Below are 16,495 nucleotides of genomic sequence, written 5' to 3' on the forward strand. Positions count from 1 at the left end.
GAGGGTTTGTTGCATGCGTCCGTTTGGCTACGTAAGTGGTATTGCTCCGGCGGGAATAAATGGCTTAATACTCTATTTTAGTGGCGCCACCAGCGTGGAGCAGAACCAGCGTGTTAGTCAATTCGTTAGTGCTGTAAAAAATGCGTCTCCTCCGTGGGTTTCAGAGATTCTGCCGTCGTATAATAGTTTGCTGATTGTATTTGATGTCATTCAAGTAGATAGCCACTATGTCTATCAATTTTTGAGCAACATGGTGGTCGACGACAACAGTCAGCATAGACACGCTAAACATCACAAGCTACCCGTTTGGTACAACGCCCCAAAAGCATCAGATTTTGACATTATATCTGCACAGACTGGCCTTAGTTTTGACACAATTATCAGTTTACATAGTGGGTGTGCGTATCAGGTATTTGCCGTTGGGTTTGTTCCCGGATTTGGTTACTTAGGCGATACGCCCGAACCCTTGGCGTGTCCAAGGTTATCGACCCCTAGGGTTAAGGTTCCTCAGGGGGCGGTGGCAATTGCGGATCGTCAAACGGCGGTGTATCCCTCAGTATCACCTGGTGGTTGGAATTTACTTGGTCTGTGCCCAGCGTCACTTACCTTTGCAGATATCAATGGGGAAGATGATTCAAGAACCCTCTCATTACAAGCCTTGTTGAGCGTGGGGGATACTGTGGAGTTTTACCCAATAACCGAGCAAGAGTACCAGGCATATTGCGATGATTAAGCTTATTGATAGTGGATTGAGAAGTATCATTGTTGACAGTGGCCGTCGGGGTGTTCAATGCGATGGTTTTTGTCAGTCAGGCCCTATGGATGACGAGGCATATTGGTGGGGTAATTATATGGTTGGCAATCGCCCATCAACACCACAGTTAGAGGTAATAGGGGCTGTTACTTTATCAATAGAAAAGGCAGGCATAGTCTCCGTCACGGGGCGAGGCGTTGTTGCCAAGGTAAACGATAAACTCGTTGATACTTGGCAGCCGATAGCAGTGGACGAAGGTGACACACTGAAGTTTGAGTCTTCTCCGCTGGGCACGCGAAGTTATTTGGCTGTCAATGGTATTTGGAATGTACCTTCAGCCATTGGTAGTGCGTGTACCGTTACCAGAGAGAGCCTTGGTGGATTGAGGGGTGACGGCTCACCACTACAGCCAGATGATAGAATTGACATAAAATCGTCGACATTGAACATTACAGCTCACGTTGAAGCTGAATCGATATCACCGAATTACTCGCTAAGTACACCTATTGACGTAATCTTGGGCTATCAGCATGCGGCGTTTTCTGGGGGGAGTCAACGTACGTTTTTCAATAGTACTTATACTGTGAGCAACAATATTGATCGTATGGGGTACCGATTGTCGGGCCCTTCGGTGGTGAGTTCACTCAAGAATCTCCGATCTGAAGGCATCAATTTAGGGGATATCCAATGTCCACCTGATGGTCAACCCATTGTGATGATGCGTGATAGACAAACCTTGGGAGGCTATCCCAAAATCGGAACAGTAGCGGCGTATGATATTGGGCGTTTAGCGCAGTCGGTCCCCGGCGAAACGGTTACCTTTCGTCAAATAGATATGAATAATGCGAGAGCTAAATACCTTTTGCACCTCGCAAAGAGAAAAAATTTAATAGGAGAATTTGGATGTCTATAGCCTTCCTAAATGGACAGTTTATGCCATTAGCATCTGCGTCAATTTCGCCACTCGACCGAGGCTTTTTGTTTGGTGATGGCATTTATGAGGTAATTCCTACGTACAGTGGAAAAGCGGTGGGAATGAAAGGGCACCTCTCCCGTTTAAGTGACGGACTACAAGCCATACAAATTGACAATAGTTATTCAAATAGCGAATGGGAATCGCTGTTTACTGAGCTGTTAGAAAAGAATAGCACGGTACACAATAGTGAAAATATTGGTATTTATCTTCATGTTACGCGAGGCGCCGATACCAAGCGTTTTCATGGCTTTCCTGATGGTGTTAAGCCCACGGTGTTTGCATTTACCTTTGAGATTTCACCACCTCAGCCAAGTTCAAAAGCTGCAGCTAAACCATTAACGGCGTTTCTTGAGGAAGATAAACGCTGGCGACGTTGTCACATTAAATCAACTGCACTGTTGGGTAACGTTCTCCATTTTCAGGCAGGTCAAGCATCTGGTAATCACGAAACCATTTTGCACAATGAAAAGGGAGAAGTGACAGAGGCGAGTTCATGCAATGTATTTATAGTAAAAAATGAGGTGATTTATACGCCGCCATTAAGCAATGAACTGTTACCGGGCATTACTCGAAATATCGCGATTGAGTCTTTCAAAAAAGCAGGTTTAACTATCGAAGAACGTGCCTTTAACACAGAGCAACTTTTTGGCGCAGATGAGGTGTGGCTTACGTCATCGAGCAAAGAAATTGCACCAGTAGTAGAGGTCGAGGGTCGAAGTATTGGCGATGGTAGGATTGGCGACATGTGGGAACGCGCTATCGCTGCCTATCATGCACATAAGTTTGTTGCCTAAATACAATAAAAAAGCCGAGCAATTGCTCGGCTTATCGAACTAGTATTTGTTTCAGCTGTTGTCGTTTTCACAATTTTCTTTTGTGCATTCGCCGTAAAGATACAAACTGTGATGGGTAAGCTTGAGATTGTGCTGTTTTGCAATCAATTCCTGACGTTCTTCGATTATGTCGTCTTCAAATTCGATCACTTTTCCGCACTTCAAGCATACGAGGTGATCGTGATGATCTTTGTGACTGATTTCAAACACTGATTTACCGCCTTCAAAATGGTGACGAATCAGTATGCCTGCGTCATCAAATTGGTTAAGTACACGATAAACGGTGGCTAAACCAATTTCTTCGCCCTGGTCGATCAATATTTTGTAAACGTCTTCAGCACTGATATGTTGGTTTTCAGGCTGTTGCAAGATTTGCAATATCTTAAGACGAGGAAGGGTAACTTTGAGTCCTGCCTTTTTAAGTTCTTTATTTTGATCCATGTGTACCAGAAATGGCTGTTAGCTTATGGGGGTTATTATAGGTAACTGAAACAGATTTGAAAGTAAAACTCGTCGAGATTACTTATAAATTATTGAGTTTGGCTAAATTTTTCAGCGTAGCAACCGATGTATTAACATTAACATTTGTAGGTGTTTTGTACTAAATTTAGTCAAGTCAATGATGTTTTTAGTTATTGGCCAAAAAAAATTTTATTTTCCGTGTCCCTTTGAGGCCTTGCTGTAACTGGCCCGATGAGTAGTTGGGCTAAAAATTGAGGCTATTTATTAAGCGTATATTTTTAAAGGGAATACACAATAAATTTACACACTGTTAAACTAAGTCTAGAACATATTTTTCCATCCAATTGTATTCAGTGGACGTGATTATGCAGTTAACTGTTGTAAATAAGATAAAGTTTGGATTTGGTATTTTTGGGTGCTTACTGCTGCTCACTAGTGCACTTTCATACTTTGGACTGCAGGATATTCGGACCTCCGCTGAAGATGTTGTATCCAGACTTTTACCAATTCAGACGAAAATGGTAGAGGTAAAAACCGAAGTTTTGACCCTCGCGGTGATTACTGCCAATGCATTTCATGAAGAGTCTCCTGAATCACTTGATAGAAACAAACAAGAGTTTACTGATATTTCAACGTCATTCTTGAGTGACATAGACAGTTTATTAGTGCTCCTTTCCGATAATGCAAAGGCAGCTAGTGCTGCAGATGCTAGTCGTAGTTACATCACTAATAGTCAATTGATGTATGAAGCCATTCAACAACGACTGACCCTAGAATTAGAAATTTCCCAGAAACTAGAGACACTATTAATGGCTTCAGATGAAGCGAGTGCTTTGATGCTTGATCTGTCATACCTTGATTCAGATAGTCCAGACCTAGATACCCTTATTGGCGCGGGAACCAACATAGACAACAAACTGCTCACTCTCAACACGTCAATATCCGAGCTAGCAGAGTCATCAGATCGCGAATCTACGCGTGGGATTATTGAAGATATCGAATATCAGATGAGCAACTTAACCGTCGACAAAGATTACGTAAATCGCCTGGCTGAGCGGGTAGACGATGGCGGCACTGTTGAAGCGTTCAATGAGCAGTTCGACTTACTTCAGTCTCTTCTAATGGAAAGCTCAGGTCTTGTTGCGTTACAAAATCAAAAGTTAAATCAAATAGAACAGAGCATTAATACAAAAAATGAAGGCAACAACGCTTTGACTGCCGCCCTTCAGCTGATTGGTGAGCTATCTGACAACGTACAGACTTCTTCGGTAAAAGGTCAGAATGCCATCGTTGAGACAGTACAAAGCAGCCTTTTGCAGAACTTACTGGTCGCAGGCGTGGGGTTAATTGCTGCCGCAGGTTTGGCTATTGCTGTGACTAGAAGCATCGCCGTACCTTTGTTCAGAATAAATCGAGGCTTATCTCAGTTACGTGAAGGAGATCTCAGCAGAAAGCTTCCACAACGGGGCAATGATGAGTTTTCGGCGTTGTCTGAGAAAGTGAATCATTTAACCGACGGATTGCGTCAGCTGGTGGGCAATATACTTGATCAAGAGTCTCGCTTGATTGACATTACCAAAGAGAGCTTATCGTTGGGGGAACAGAGCCTACGGGATGTTGATGAGCAACGTGAGCAAGTAAAGCAAACATCGTTGAATACCCAAAATGTTCAAGCCACCAGTCAGAGTAACCTCTCGCAGATTGAATCGGCCATGCAAGCGTTAAAAGATGTACGCGAGCAAAGTTCAAATATTGGTAGGTTAGTCGAACAAAATCGACAGCAAGTAAACAATCAGGCTAAGCAAGCTGAGATGTCTGCAGAGATCATTAATCGTCTTGACGATAATTCTAGAAGTATTGGTAGCATTCTTGACGTGATCAAAAATATTGCCGAGCAAACTAACTTGCTAGCGCTCAATGCTGCCATCGAAGCGGCTAGAGCAGGGGAGCAAGGGCGCGGTTTTGCTGTGGTAGCAGACGAAGTAAGAACCTTAGCGAATCGGACGCACAATTCTACCGAAGAAATAGAATCTATGATCATCAATTTACAAAAGGATGCAGGTGAGGCCGTTTCAGCAATCAAGCATGGAGAAACTCAGGCTAAGCAAAGTGTAGAAGTGACTCAAGAAGTTGCTTCTCAGATGGTTCAGATTCAAGAAATTATCGATAATCTAAGCCAAATCAATGAAACTATTGTAAGCGATACTAGACAGCAGGATGTGCTGTTGGCGGACGTTGCGAAGAGCTTAAACACCATTGTGCAGCTTGCGGATTCCAGTGCGCAAAGCACTCGACAGGCCAATGAGTCTGCGACAAAGCTAGACGCGCAAACAGAGAGTCTACGAAAAGCGGTAGAGCGTTTTAAACTGTAGGTACTGCGGGAGAAGGATTAATTAGGGTGCTCGCAATCAAGCACCCTGACGGTAGGAATTAAGCGAGTTCAGCTAAACAAAGTTCTTCGTTAATTTGCTTACACCATGCTTTTACACGCTCATCGGTTAACTCTGGTTGACGATCTTCGTCAATACCTAGTCCAACAAAATGCGTGTCATCTGCCATGCCCTTTGATGCTTCAAAGTCGTAGCCTTCAGTAGACCATTGTCCTACCAAGATCGCTCCACGAGCTTCTACGATGTCTCTGATCATGCCCATAGCGTCTAGGAAGTATTCGGCATAATCTTCTTGGTCACCACAACCAAAAATAGCGACAAGCTTATCGTTAAAGTCGATCTCTTCTAGCTCAGGAAAAAAGTCATCCCAGTCGCATTGCGCTTCACCATAATACCAAGTGGGAATACCAAAAATAAGAAGATCGAATGCAGCAATATCTTCTTTACTACTCTTTGCGATGTCTTTCACATCAATAAGTTGCTTACCTAATTCTTTTTGAATCATCTTTGCAACATGTTCGGTATTACCCGTATCGCTTCCGAAAAACAGGCCAACGCTTGCCATATTTAACCTCTATTCACCGTATATTTAGCGTCATTATTACAATGACTGCTACACACCACTACTAAGCCAAAACCACTCGATAATGCCTTTTGCCAAAAAGCCAATAGCACCAAGTCCTAATACGCCGTAAGTAACTACACGTCCAACAAGTGGAACGTCGTTTTTCGTTAGTACGTCGTGTACCGCGAATGCCATTAAGGCAAAGAGGATAGACAAACCGCCGTAAAGCATTACCGATTCAATGAGTTCGAAGTTTTCTGCTAGCATGGAGTTAAGACTGAAAAAAAACTGGCGGAACTATAACACAACTTGGGTGTTTAGCTGAATGCCTAAAACTTCAAAATATTGTAATAGTATTCATTTGTATTTAGCGGCTATTTTACTTCAAGTAGTTTTCAACAATTCGATTAAAGGCCGCAGGTTTTTCCGCATGTAGCCAATGACCAGTACCTTCTATAACGTGTGCTTTGGCTTTGGGGAAATGCTTTGCAATCGATGATCTGTGCTCAGGCAAAATATAGTCTGAATCATTACCTTTAATAAACAGGGTCGGGCATTGGGTAGATAGGCTAATGTCAGGCCAACTAATGATATTCGGGTAGCTTTCAATAAGACCGTGCAAATTAAACCGCCAGCGCCAAGCTTTGTTTTCGTCTTGATATAGACTCTTCAATAAAAACTGTCTAACACCTGGCTCAACAATGTGCTGAGACATTAATTGATCCGCGTGCTTTCTGCTCTCCAAGCTTTCGAGGGTTACTGCGGTTAAGCCATCAAAAACTGCTTGATGCCTATGGGTATAGTTTACCGGAGCTATATCAGCGACGATGAGTTTAGTAACATTGTCAGGATGCGTTAGTGAAAAGAGCATGGCAACTTTGCCGCCCAGAGAATGTCCTAATATTGCACAACGACTAATACTTAACGTATCCAATAATGACTTCAATTTTATTGCTGCATCATCCAGTGTAAATTCGTTCGACCAGTCTGATTGACCATGGTCAGGCAGATCCACACTGACAATGTTGTATTGAGTCGCAAAGTGCCTTTTTACAACAGCCAGATTATCTGCATTACCAAACAAACCGTGAATCAATACTAGCCAGGGCGCTTGCGCGTTTGTGGGAGAAATAGATATAGAATGGTGGAGCGACACGTGAAAAATCCGTAATTAATTGAGAGAAGATGAGTGAGTTGGCGTTATGATTAAACGCCAACTAGCTTACATACTATACCGCAAAATCCTCTAATGTTTTGCCTGCATCAAGGGCAGCTTTATAAACTCGAGGCATTCTTCCAATACCTGTCCAAGGGTGCTCTGTGCCGCTGTCATCAGTGATTTTATATTTCACTGGGCGCTTTTTACCTGCTTTTTTTACAGGCGAGGCACTGAGTGCTTGTAGGTCCTCAACATTCAGACCCGCTTCTTCCATTTGTTTTTGAATGTCGGCGAGTTTTTCGCGTTTTTCTTGCTCTGCTTTTTCTAATGCTAGTGCTTTTTCTTTTCGCTTCTCAATAATTGAAGCTAATTTTTCTTGAACTGCCTCTAGTTCGGCGATTGATAATTCCTTTACTGAACCTTGTAAACGTCTTCCATGGGTTAAAATATCTAAAAATTCGCTCATTTAATAACCTTACGTTTATCGTGAATTCGATGATTCAAATAATAGTGAATAAATTTATTAAAAAAAAAGCGGAGATACTAAATACTCCGCTTCTCAATATTACATGTTAGGGTAATTAGGACCTCCGGCACCCTCAGGAACCACCCACCTGATATTTTGTGACGGATCTTTTATGTCACACGTTTTACAGTGTACACAGTTTTGCGAATTAATTTGGAAGCGCTTATTTCCCTCTTCTTCAATTACTTCATACACTCCAGCAGGGCAGTATCGCTGGGCTGGTTCTCCGTATTTAGGTAAGTTGATTGAAATTGGAATAGACGCATCTTTTAACTGTAAGTGGCAAGGTTGGTCTTCTTCGTGGTTAGTATTAGACAAGAATACTGAAGATAGTTTATCGAAGCTTAAAACCCCATCAGGTTTTGGATAGTTAATTTCTACCGAGCTTTGCGTTGATTTTAATTGTGCATAATCTTGATGATCATCTTTTAATGTAAAGAACAAGTTTCCATTACAAAAATTCTGTTCAAACGTATTAAATGCACCCCCCCAGAAATTACCGAATTTGTGAATTGCTGGGCCAAAGTTTCTTGAGCGATACAATTCGTCGTACAACCAAGACGATTTATATTTCTCGGTGAACGAAGCTAGTTCAGCATTTGATTCTGAGTTCTGTGATAACGCTTCAAAAATTGACTCCGCCGCCAACATTCCCGACTTCATTGCGGTATGATTACCTTTAATTTTTGCGAAGTTTAATGTACCAGCATCACATCCAACGAGTAATCCGCCGGGAAAGGTCATTTTGGGAACCGAGTTAAAGCCGCCTTTTGCAATGGCTCTTGCACCGTAGGAGACACGCTTACCGCCGTCAAGGTACTGCTTGAATACGGGGTGGTGTTTCATGCGCTGAAATTCGTCAAATGGGCTTAATGACGGGTTCTCGTAGTTTAAATCTACAATAAGGCCGACGAATACTTGGTTGTCTTCTGCGTGATACAGGTAGCTACCGCCAGTGGCATCATTTAATGGCCAGCCGGCGGTGTGTACGACTAAACCTTCTTGATGTTTTGCCGGGTCTATGTCCCAAATTTCTTTAAAACCGATAGCATAGTGCTGAGGCGATACGTCTTTATCCAGCTCAAATTTGCTGATGAGCTCTTTACCTAAATGACCCCTGCAGCCCTCTGCGAAAACGGTGTACTTGGCCCGCAATTCCATACCTGGCATATAGCCGTCTTTAGGCTGACCATCCGCTCCTACACCCATATCGCCAGTGAGCACGCCACCAACACTACCATCATCATTGTAGATAACTTCGGCTGCTGCGAATCCTGGGAATACCTCAACGCCAAGTTGCTCTGCCTGTTCAGCAAGCCAACGACATACGTTACCCATAGAAACTATGTAGTTCCCGTGGTTTTGCATAGTTTTTGGCGTGATGCCGTTAGGTAGGCGTTTAGCTGTAGCATCGTCCTTTAATAGGTATATGTGGTCTTCGGTAACTTCAGTTTTTAACGGCGCGCCTTTTTCTTTCCAATCTGGGAAGAGTTCGTTCATTGCACGAGGTTCAAAGACTGCACCAGACAATATATGTGCACCGACTTCAGAGCCTTTCTCAACTACGCAAACCATTAGCTCCTGATCATTCTCATTGGCTAACTGCATCAGCTTACAAGCGGTTGATAACCCAGCAGGGCCAGCACCGACGATGACTACATCAAACTCCATCGATTCTCGTTCCACGGGAAGCTCCTTATATTTGTTTTTTTATAGTGCACTATTGATGAAACAAATGATGCACAGTGTCAAAAAGATGTAAATTAATTGATGACCTGAAAGGTAATCTAGGTTGACGTTTACGTCAACTGTAAGTAAATTGCTCGGCAGTTTACGCTTACGTCAATCTTTACAGGCGGTAAAGCCTAACTTAAGGCGGCGTAAAAGCCGAATCACTGAACCTTATTTTAGTTAATAACAGGTTAAGCATAACGCTAATCTTCATACTATTGTTAAAAGGCTCAGATGTAGCGGAGGCGATTGCTAATGGACACAAGAGCAACGCATTATTCCCGTGGAACTCAACCATTGAGGTAACTATGAAAATACTCGTACCGGTCAAACGCGCGATCGATTACAACGTAAAGGTGAGAGTAAAAGCCGATAACTCTGGCGTTGATCTTACCAATGCCAAAATGGCAATTAACCCATTCTGTGAAATTGCAGTTGAAGAAGCTGTGCGCCTTAAAGAAAAGGGTGTGGCAAGCGAGATTGTCGTTGTTTCAGTCGGCGATAAGAGCTGCCAAGAACAAATTCGCACAGCACTTGCCTTAGGTGCAGACCGCGGTATTCAAGTTGATACAGACGTAGCGCTTGACTCATTACAAATCGCGAAATTACTCACAAAGGTTGTCGAAGAGGAACAGCCTGAGCTGGTAATACTGGGTAAGCAGAGTATTGACTCTGATAACAACCAAACTGGGCAGATGTTAGCGGCGCTAACAGGCATGCCACAAGGAACCTTCGCTTCTGAAGTTTCTGTTGACGGTGAAACCGTTAACGTTACCCGTGAAGTCGATGGTGGTCTTCAGACTGTCGCACTTAATCTTCCTGCGGTGGTAACTACTGACCTGCGCTTGAACGAACCTCGTTATGCATCTTTACCCAATATTATGAAAGCAAAGCGCAAACCATTAGCGGTTAAGCCTGCAGCTGATTATGGCGTTGAGTTAACCTCAAACGTTCAAGTATTGAAAGTGACACCTCCTGCTCAGCGCGAGGGTGGAGTAAAAGTGGCTGATGTGGCTGAACTTGTAGAAAAACTTAAAAACGAAGCAAAGGTGATCTCATGACAGTACTCGTATATGCAGAACACGACAACGTTAGCTTAAAACCTGAAACGTCGAAGCTAGTCAATGCAGCACAGCAAATGGGCGGCGACATCCATGTACTAGTCGCTGGAGAAGGCTGCCAAGCGGTGGCAGACGCAGCTGCTCAGATTGATGGTGTAGCGAAAGTACTTTTGGCAGACGATGCTGCATACAAGTATCAATTGGCCGAAAATACAGCCGATTTAGTGCTATCGCTTGCGGAAGACTACAGTCATTTATTAGCTGCCGCGACTACAACGGGCAAGAACTTTATGCCTCGTGTTGCTGCTTTGCTTGATGTGGCACAAATTTCAGACATTATTGGCGTGGAAAGCGAAGACACTTTCGTTCGTCCCATTTACGCAGGTAATGCGATTGCTACCGTTCAGTCTTCAGACAGTAAAAAGGTCATCACTGTGCGCGCTGCTTCTTTTGACGCTGCTGCAAGTGGTGGTTCGGCGGAAGTTTTCTCCTTGACTGACGTTAAGGAAAACACTAAATCGTCGTTTGTATCAGAAGCGTTGACTGAATCAGAGCGCCCTGAGTTAACCGCTGCAGATGTAGTAGTGTCTGGTGGTCGCGGTATGCAAAATGGTGACAACTTCAAATTGCTTGAAGGCATTGCTGATACACTAGGTGCTGCTATTGGTGCTTCTCGTGCAGCGGTAGACGCTGGCTTTGTGCCAAATGACATGCAAGTGGGTCAAACAGGTAAAATTGTTGCGCCACAACTGTATATTGCCGTAGGTATCTCTGGTGCTATTCAGCATTTAGCAGGTATGAAAGACTCTAAAGTGATTGTCGCCATCAACAAAGATGAAGAGGCACCTATTTTCCAAGTAGCCGATTACGGTCTGGTAGGTGACTTATTTGAGGTTCTACCAGAACTAGAAAAAGCACTGTAAAATAGGTGCTAACTCAATAATGAAAGGGTAGCGTGTGTGCGTTGCCCTTTTTTATTGGCAATTAAACGCTCACTAGTGAGTTGTCGTCAAAGCTTACACTGCTTGGAATGTAGCCGTCAGCTTGCCAATCATTTTCCCATTTTTCGTCGTCTAGTAAATAACGAAACTGGTAATCGTGGTCTTTCTCTAAATCCACGGTTAACGTGAAATCACCATTTTTCAGTTTTTTCATTGGAAGGGAATTCGCTTCCCAATCGGTAAAATCGCCCACCAATGACGCTGTTCCCGCGTTCTGCGCTTCTTCTGCGTTTAGTCGAAACGTGACTTTACATACAGGCTTTGACTTGAGGTATTGCTTTTTCAAACTCATGATAAATATCCATCTAAACTTTAATGCTTCCGACAGTACTGCCTGCTTCTCTGTCGTATCTGCCACCGAACAGATGATCAAATAATCAACGAAAATGCTTTATTTATCAATCTTACATTTTCTTTGTCCGCATTATTTTTTAAAATTGACCGCAGTTAGGAATCTGTAGTTGTTAAAACACAAATTTTAACAAGTTTAAGAAAGCAATATAAAAATGGAATTAGTAAACTAGTGTGTTATTAATCCAGTATTTTATAACGAAAATAATAAGTGTTAGTTGTGGGTATGGTTTAGGACTGCAAGGTCAGGTCATCTCTTCTTACTTGCAACTTCAAAGGGACAGTGAATGAAAGACTCTATTTTGGTCAAAAGTGGTATACCCCTAATCATTTTGATAGTAGCAATTGTCGTTGCCGCCATTATGATTTCCTCTCGAAAACCTCCCGAATCAATACCGGTTGAGACACAAGCTTTTCTTGTTGAAGCTAATGCGGTTGATTCGCAGTCAGTCAATTTTGTTGTCACCTCACAGGGAAATGTCGTTCCCAAGAATAAGACGGCGTTTAGTGCACAAGTGAGTGGCAGAGTCGTGTCTTTGGCTGACAACTTCGTCGTTGGTGGAATGTTTCGCCAAGGTGATGTGCTTGCAGTACTAGAGCAGGATGATTACATCACCGATGTGCAGTTAGCTGAGGCTGAATTGGCGCAAGCGGTAGCCGCGTTAGAAGAAGAGGTCGCCCGGGGTAAGGTAGCCGAGCAGGAGTGGCGCTCGGTGAATAGCATTGCACCACCAGAGTTGGGTTTACGCAAACCACAACTCGCTAAAGAGCAAGCCAATGTTAAGGCAGCTAAAGCCAAATTGGAGCGGGCCAAAAGAAACCTTGCTCGTACCGAAATCAAGGCACCCTACAACGGTATCGTGGTTGAGCGTAACATCGACTTAGGCCAGTTTGTTGGTGTGGGGGCCTCGGTGGCTATGCTTTATTCAACTGATGTGGCTGAAGTTCGCCTGCCCATTACAGACAATGACTTGGTGTACGTCGACGTAAATTCATCGAGCGCTAAACCTTCCGTTTCGCTACGCGCAACGGTGGGCGGAATTACTCAGTTTTGGCAAGGTACCTTAGCTCGCACCGAAGGGGTTCTCGACGCGAGCAGCCGTGTAGTTTATGCAGTTGTTGAAGTACTCAACCCCTATGATCAAGGTGCATCTGGCCAGTCGCCATTGCGTTTTGGTCAATTTGTTCAGGCAGAGATTACGTCTGCTGAATCACACAGTTTGACTGTTTTACCGCGCAGTTTGCTGAGGTTTGATAACACAATTCTTACCGTGAATGACGATCGTGAGATTGCAATAAAACCGGTAGAAGTTGTTCGTACAACCACTGATGACGTATTTATCAGTGCAGGCATTGCATCGAGCGACCTAGTTATTTCAAGTCCGGTACCTAACCCTTACAATGGGATGAAAGTGCGTTTACCGGGAGATGCACCTGAATTACCACCTGAAGCGCAGAACGATGTTGCTGACGATACAGAGTCCGTATCTATGTCAGATGAATCAACGTCTGGAGACGAATAATGCGTCCAATTGATACAAACTCTGGAGTTATCGCGTGGTTTGCGCGGAACAATGTCGCTGCCAATCTACTCATGTGGTTATTGATTGTTGGTGGGCTATTTGGCGCTGCTAGTGTTCAAAAGCAAGTCTTTCCATCCTTTGAAATCAACGTTATTAACGTTCGCGTTCCCTATTTGGGCGCAGCGCCTCAGGAAGTGGAAGAAGGTGTAATCTTAAAAGTTGAAGAGGCGATCAAGGATCTGCAGGGGATTAAGCAGATCACCTCTAATGCCGTTGAAGGGATGGGTACTGTTTCCATTCAAGTGGAAGATAATTACAACGTTCAAGATTTACTCGATGAAGTAAAAGTTCAAGTTGACGCCATTCCTAGCTTCCCCGCTGATACCGAGAAGCCAGTGGTTTACCGCCAAAAAATTCAACAAGACGTGCTATGGATATCGGTTTACGGTGATGCTTCAGAACGAGAGCTGAAAGAATTTGCTAAATCATTGCGTGACGACATTGCTAATCTCTCTGGAATTTCCAGTGTACAGGTTGTCGGGGCGAGAGATTACGAAATTTCTGTTGAGCTATCTGAAGTTGATTTACAGAAATACAATCTCACGTTCACTGATGCAGTGGCCCGTTTGGCACAATCAAGCATTGATTTACCTGGTGGCTCAATTCGCACTGAAAACGGCGACATATTACTGCGTACCAAAGGGCAGGCCTATACGGGTTGGGACTATGCTCAAATACCACTAGTCATTAATACCGACGGTACTAGAGTTACCCTTGGCGATGTTGCATATATCAATGACGGTTTTGTCGAGAACAATCAATATGCATTGTTTGATGGAAAACCGGCAGTCAGTGTGCGAGTGCAAGCCGTAGGTGATCAAAATGCGCTAGAAATTTCTGAGCAAGTTAATCTTTATCTCGATGAGGTAAAGCCAGGCTTTCCTGCCAATATCACTGCAGATACATGGGGGGATAGTTCATTTTATCTCGCTGACAGACTGAACATGATGATTGAAAACATGTTCTTTGGTGCATTGTTGGTTTTCATCGTACTGTCGCTGTTCATGAAAATTAAGCTAGCGTTTTGGGTTATCGTTGGCTTACCAGTGTGCTTTTTAGGTACCTTGCTGGTTATGCCAATGGATATGATTGGCCTGTCTATCAACATGCTAAGCCTTTTCGCGTTTATCTTAGTACTTGGTATTGTGGTGGACGACGCCATTATTATGGGTGAATCCGCCTATTCAGAGATCGATAAACACGGTCACAGTGCGGATAATGTCATTCGTGGCGTCAAAAAAGTCGCCATGCCAGCGACCTTTGGGGTACTAACAACCATTGCGGCGTTTTCGCCTATGCTAATGGTGTCAGGGCCTTTCGGTATCATTTGGAAAACTATCGGTTTGGTAGTGATAGTTTGTTTGGTGTTCTCGCTCGTTGAGTCCAAACTTATATTGCCTGCTCACTTAGTGCATATGAATATGAAGCCCTATGACCCTGAGAAGGCCAATGGTTTCCAACGTTTTCGCGATATTTTTAGTGAAGGTATCAAGTCATTTATCGAGAACAAATATGCTCCGTTCCTAGAAAAAGCCATCAAAAATCGCTACACCACAATGTCGGTATTTTTAGCGGCATTAATACTGACCATAGGTCTATTTGGTGGTGGAATTGTTCGCTTTGTTTTCTTCCCCAATATTCCAAGCGATTTCATGTTTGCCAGTGTTGAGCTTGAACCCGGTTCTTCGTTATCTCAGCGCGACGCTGTACTTACCGAACTCCGTCAAGCTATGCGTAGAATGGACGAGCAGTTATTTGAAGAGACAGGCGAGCGTGTAGTTAATCATGCCATTGCTTATGACAATGGTGATTTGGGCGGTGAAATATTTGTTGAGCTCACCAAAGGTGAAAACCGCACCATGACAGATTTCGAAATTCATCAGCGGTGGCGTGATGAATTACCCGAGATTCCTGGGGTTAAATCGCTGAATATTGGTTCTCCGGGCGGTCCAGGTGGTGGTTCTGACTTGAGTTTTGAATTTAGCTCGTCGGATATAGCGTCACTCCGAGAAATCAGTAGCCAGTTGAAAGATAAACTTCGCACTTATAATGGTGTGACAGATATCAATGATACCTTTTCAGGAGGAAGCGAAGAGATTCAACTGGCGTTGAAACCTCAGGCCGATGCCCTTGGTATTTCGTTGCAACAATTGGGACAGCAAGTACGATTCGGATTTTACGGTGCTGAAGTTCAACGTATTCAACGTGACGACGAAGAAATCCGAGTGATGGTTCGCTACCCAAAATCTGAGCGTACCTCTATCGAACATCTCAAAAACATGCGTGTTAGAGCACCAAACGGTCAGGAAGTCCCATTTGATCAAGTGGCTACGTTTAGCTTGGGGCAGGGGTTTGATTCCATTATTCGTGTAGACGGTAAGCGCTCTGTCACGATTACCGCGAAAGTTGATAAAGCTTTGATGGATCCGCAAGAAATCACCATGGACGTTATCGATAACACCATGCCTGATTTATTGGATCGTTTCCCCAATGTAGAGTTCCAATTGCAAGGTAACTCGAAAGAGCAAGCCGACGCTATGATGGGCCTACTCAAAGGGCTACTATTTGCATTGTTTGCTATTTACGCTTTGCTGGCGATTCCACTGCGCTCATACAGCCAACCCATCATTATTATGTCGGTAATTCCGTTCGGTGTTGTTGGTGCAATTATTGGTCACTTGGTGCTGGGCATGGCAGTTAGTGTACTTTCAATTTGCGGGATAATTGCATTGTCTGGAGTAGTGGTAAACGACAGTCTTATCATGGTTGATTTTGTAAACCGTGCACGAGCAGAGGGCCACTCACTGATGAGAGCGGCAATTAGCGCAGGTACCCAGCGCTTTAGAGCGATCATTTTGACTTCTTTGACTACCTTTATGGGTCTAATGCCCATTGTTTTTGAAAAGAGTCTTCAAGCACAGATTGTTATCCCAATGGCAATCTCACTCGCGTTCGGAATACTCTTTGCCACGGTGATAACACTGCTGTTGGTGCCGTCTTTATATATCATTTTAGATGACATCAAAGGCGTGTTTAGGAAAAAGCCAGTACCTACGACTACTGATTCGACAGTGAATGATGGCGCTTAGTGCAAGGTGTATGA

At 43.7% G+C, this 16,495-nt stretch carries 15 protein-coding genes; 8 read left to right on the forward strand and 7 right to left on the reverse strand.

Annotated elements, in window-relative coordinates; all coding sequences use genetic code 11:
• Window positions 1-13 precede the first annotated feature (13 nt).
• From EYS00_RS05755 to EYS00_RS05765, 3 genes are read left to right on the forward strand one after another with little or no spacing between them, the layout of a single operon-like run.
• On the forward strand, window positions 14-733 hold the full coding sequence (locus EYS00_RS05755) for an allophanate hydrolase subunit 1 (RefSeq protein ID WP_130635618.1): 720 nt from the start codon (window positions 14-16) through the stop codon (window positions 731-733).
• The gene (locus EYS00_RS05760) at window positions 726-1,667 is read left to right on the forward strand and encodes a biotin-dependent carboxyltransferase family protein (RefSeq protein WP_130635619.1); all 942 of its coding nucleotides are present in this window, start codon (window positions 726-728) and stop codon (window positions 1,665-1,667) included. Before EYS00_RS05755 ends, EYS00_RS05760 begins: the two co-directional genes overlap by 8 nt.
• Window positions 1,658-2,524, forward strand: a complete 867-nt coding sequence (locus EYS00_RS05765) for an aminotransferase class IV (protein ID WP_130635620.1) — start codon at window positions 1,658-1,660, stop codon at window positions 2,522-2,524. The genes EYS00_RS05760 and EYS00_RS05765 overlap by 10 nt, the downstream gene beginning before the upstream one ends.
• A gap of 51 nt (window positions 2,525-2,575) precedes the next feature.
• Here EYS00_RS05765 and fur read toward each other — a convergent pair whose 3' ends face one another.
• Complete coding sequence (fur, locus tag EYS00_RS05770) at window positions 2,576-3,004, reverse strand: ferric iron uptake transcriptional regulator (protein WP_130635621.1); 429 nt, start codon at window positions 3,002-3,004, stop codon at window positions 2,576-2,578.
• 386 nt (window positions 3,005-3,390) lie between these two features.
• Between fur and EYS00_RS05775 the strand changes: the two genes are divergently transcribed.
• Complete coding sequence (locus EYS00_RS05775) at window positions 3,391-5,397, forward strand: methyl-accepting chemotaxis protein (RefSeq protein WP_130635622.1); 2,007 nt, start codon at window positions 3,391-3,393, stop codon at window positions 5,395-5,397.
• Between the two features lie 58 nt (window positions 5,398-5,455).
• On the opposite strand, the gene fldA is transcribed toward EYS00_RS05775, so the two are convergent.
• The 5 genes from fldA to EYS00_RS05800 form a co-directional block, all read right to left on the reverse strand.
• Entirely contained in the window at window positions 5,456-5,980 is a 525-nt protein-coding gene (gene fldA, locus EYS00_RS05780; protein ID WP_130635623.1) for a flavodoxin FldA, read from the reverse strand.
• A 48-nt stretch (window positions 5,981-6,028) separates the two neighbouring features.
• A complete protein-coding gene (locus EYS00_RS05785) occupies window positions 6,029-6,247 on the reverse strand; it encodes a DUF2788 domain-containing protein (RefSeq protein WP_130635624.1) in 219 nt (72 codons plus the stop codon).
• A gap of 112 nt (window positions 6,248-6,359) precedes the next feature.
• Window positions 6,360-7,136, reverse strand: a complete 777-nt coding sequence (locus EYS00_RS05790; RefSeq protein WP_130635625.1) for an alpha/beta fold hydrolase — start codon at window positions 7,134-7,136, stop codon at window positions 6,360-6,362.
• 73 nt (window positions 7,137-7,209) lie between these two features.
• Window positions 7,210-7,605, reverse strand: coding sequence for an H-NS family nucleoid-associated regulatory protein (locus EYS00_RS05795; protein WP_130635626.1), 396 nt, complete (start codon window positions 7,603-7,605; stop codon window positions 7,210-7,212).
• A gap of 99 nt (window positions 7,606-7,704) precedes the next feature.
• On the reverse strand, window positions 7,705-9,351 hold the full coding sequence (locus tag EYS00_RS05800; RefSeq protein ID WP_130635627.1) for an electron transfer flavoprotein-ubiquinone oxidoreductase: 1,647 nt from the start codon (window positions 9,349-9,351) through the stop codon (window positions 7,705-7,707).
• Between the two features lie 353 nt (window positions 9,352-9,704).
• On the opposite strand from EYS00_RS05800, the gene EYS00_RS05805 reads away from it, so the two are divergent.
• Together EYS00_RS05805 and EYS00_RS05810 are read left to right on the forward strand one after the other, a co-directional pair.
• Complete coding sequence (locus EYS00_RS05805; RefSeq protein WP_130635628.1) at window positions 9,705-10,457, forward strand: electron transfer flavoprotein subunit beta/FixA family protein; 753 nt, start codon at window positions 9,705-9,707, stop codon at window positions 10,455-10,457.
• Window positions 10,454-11,380 (forward strand): electron transfer flavoprotein subunit alpha/FixB family protein, encoded by a 927-nt coding sequence (locus EYS00_RS05810; RefSeq protein ID WP_130635629.1) that lies wholly within the window; start codon window positions 10,454-10,456, stop codon window positions 11,378-11,380. Before EYS00_RS05805 ends, EYS00_RS05810 begins: the two co-directional genes overlap by 4 nt.
• A gap of 61 nt (window positions 11,381-11,441) precedes the next feature.
• On the opposite strand, the gene EYS00_RS05815 is transcribed toward EYS00_RS05810, so the two are convergent.
• Window positions 11,442-11,750, reverse strand: coding sequence for an isoamylase early set domain-containing protein (locus EYS00_RS05815; RefSeq protein ID WP_130635630.1), 309 nt, complete (start codon window positions 11,748-11,750; stop codon window positions 11,442-11,444).
• A gap of 346 nt (window positions 11,751-12,096) precedes the next feature.
• Between EYS00_RS05815 and EYS00_RS05820 the strand changes: the two genes are divergently transcribed.
• On the forward strand, window positions 12,097-13,332 hold the full coding sequence (locus EYS00_RS05820; protein WP_130635631.1) for an efflux RND transporter periplasmic adaptor subunit: 1,236 nt from the start codon (window positions 12,097-12,099) through the stop codon (window positions 13,330-13,332).
• Window positions 13,332-16,481, forward strand: a complete 3,150-nt coding sequence (locus EYS00_RS05825) for an efflux RND transporter permease subunit (RefSeq protein ID WP_130635632.1) — start codon at window positions 13,332-13,334, stop codon at window positions 16,479-16,481. Before EYS00_RS05820 ends, EYS00_RS05825 begins: the two co-directional genes overlap by 1 nt.
• Window positions 16,482-16,495: the final 14 nt, after the last annotated feature.

The sequence above is a fragment of the Alteromonas sp. KUL49 genome (assembly GCF_006538345.1).
Classification (GTDB): domain Bacteria; phylum Pseudomonadota; class Gammaproteobacteria; order Enterobacterales; family Alteromonadaceae; genus Alteromonas.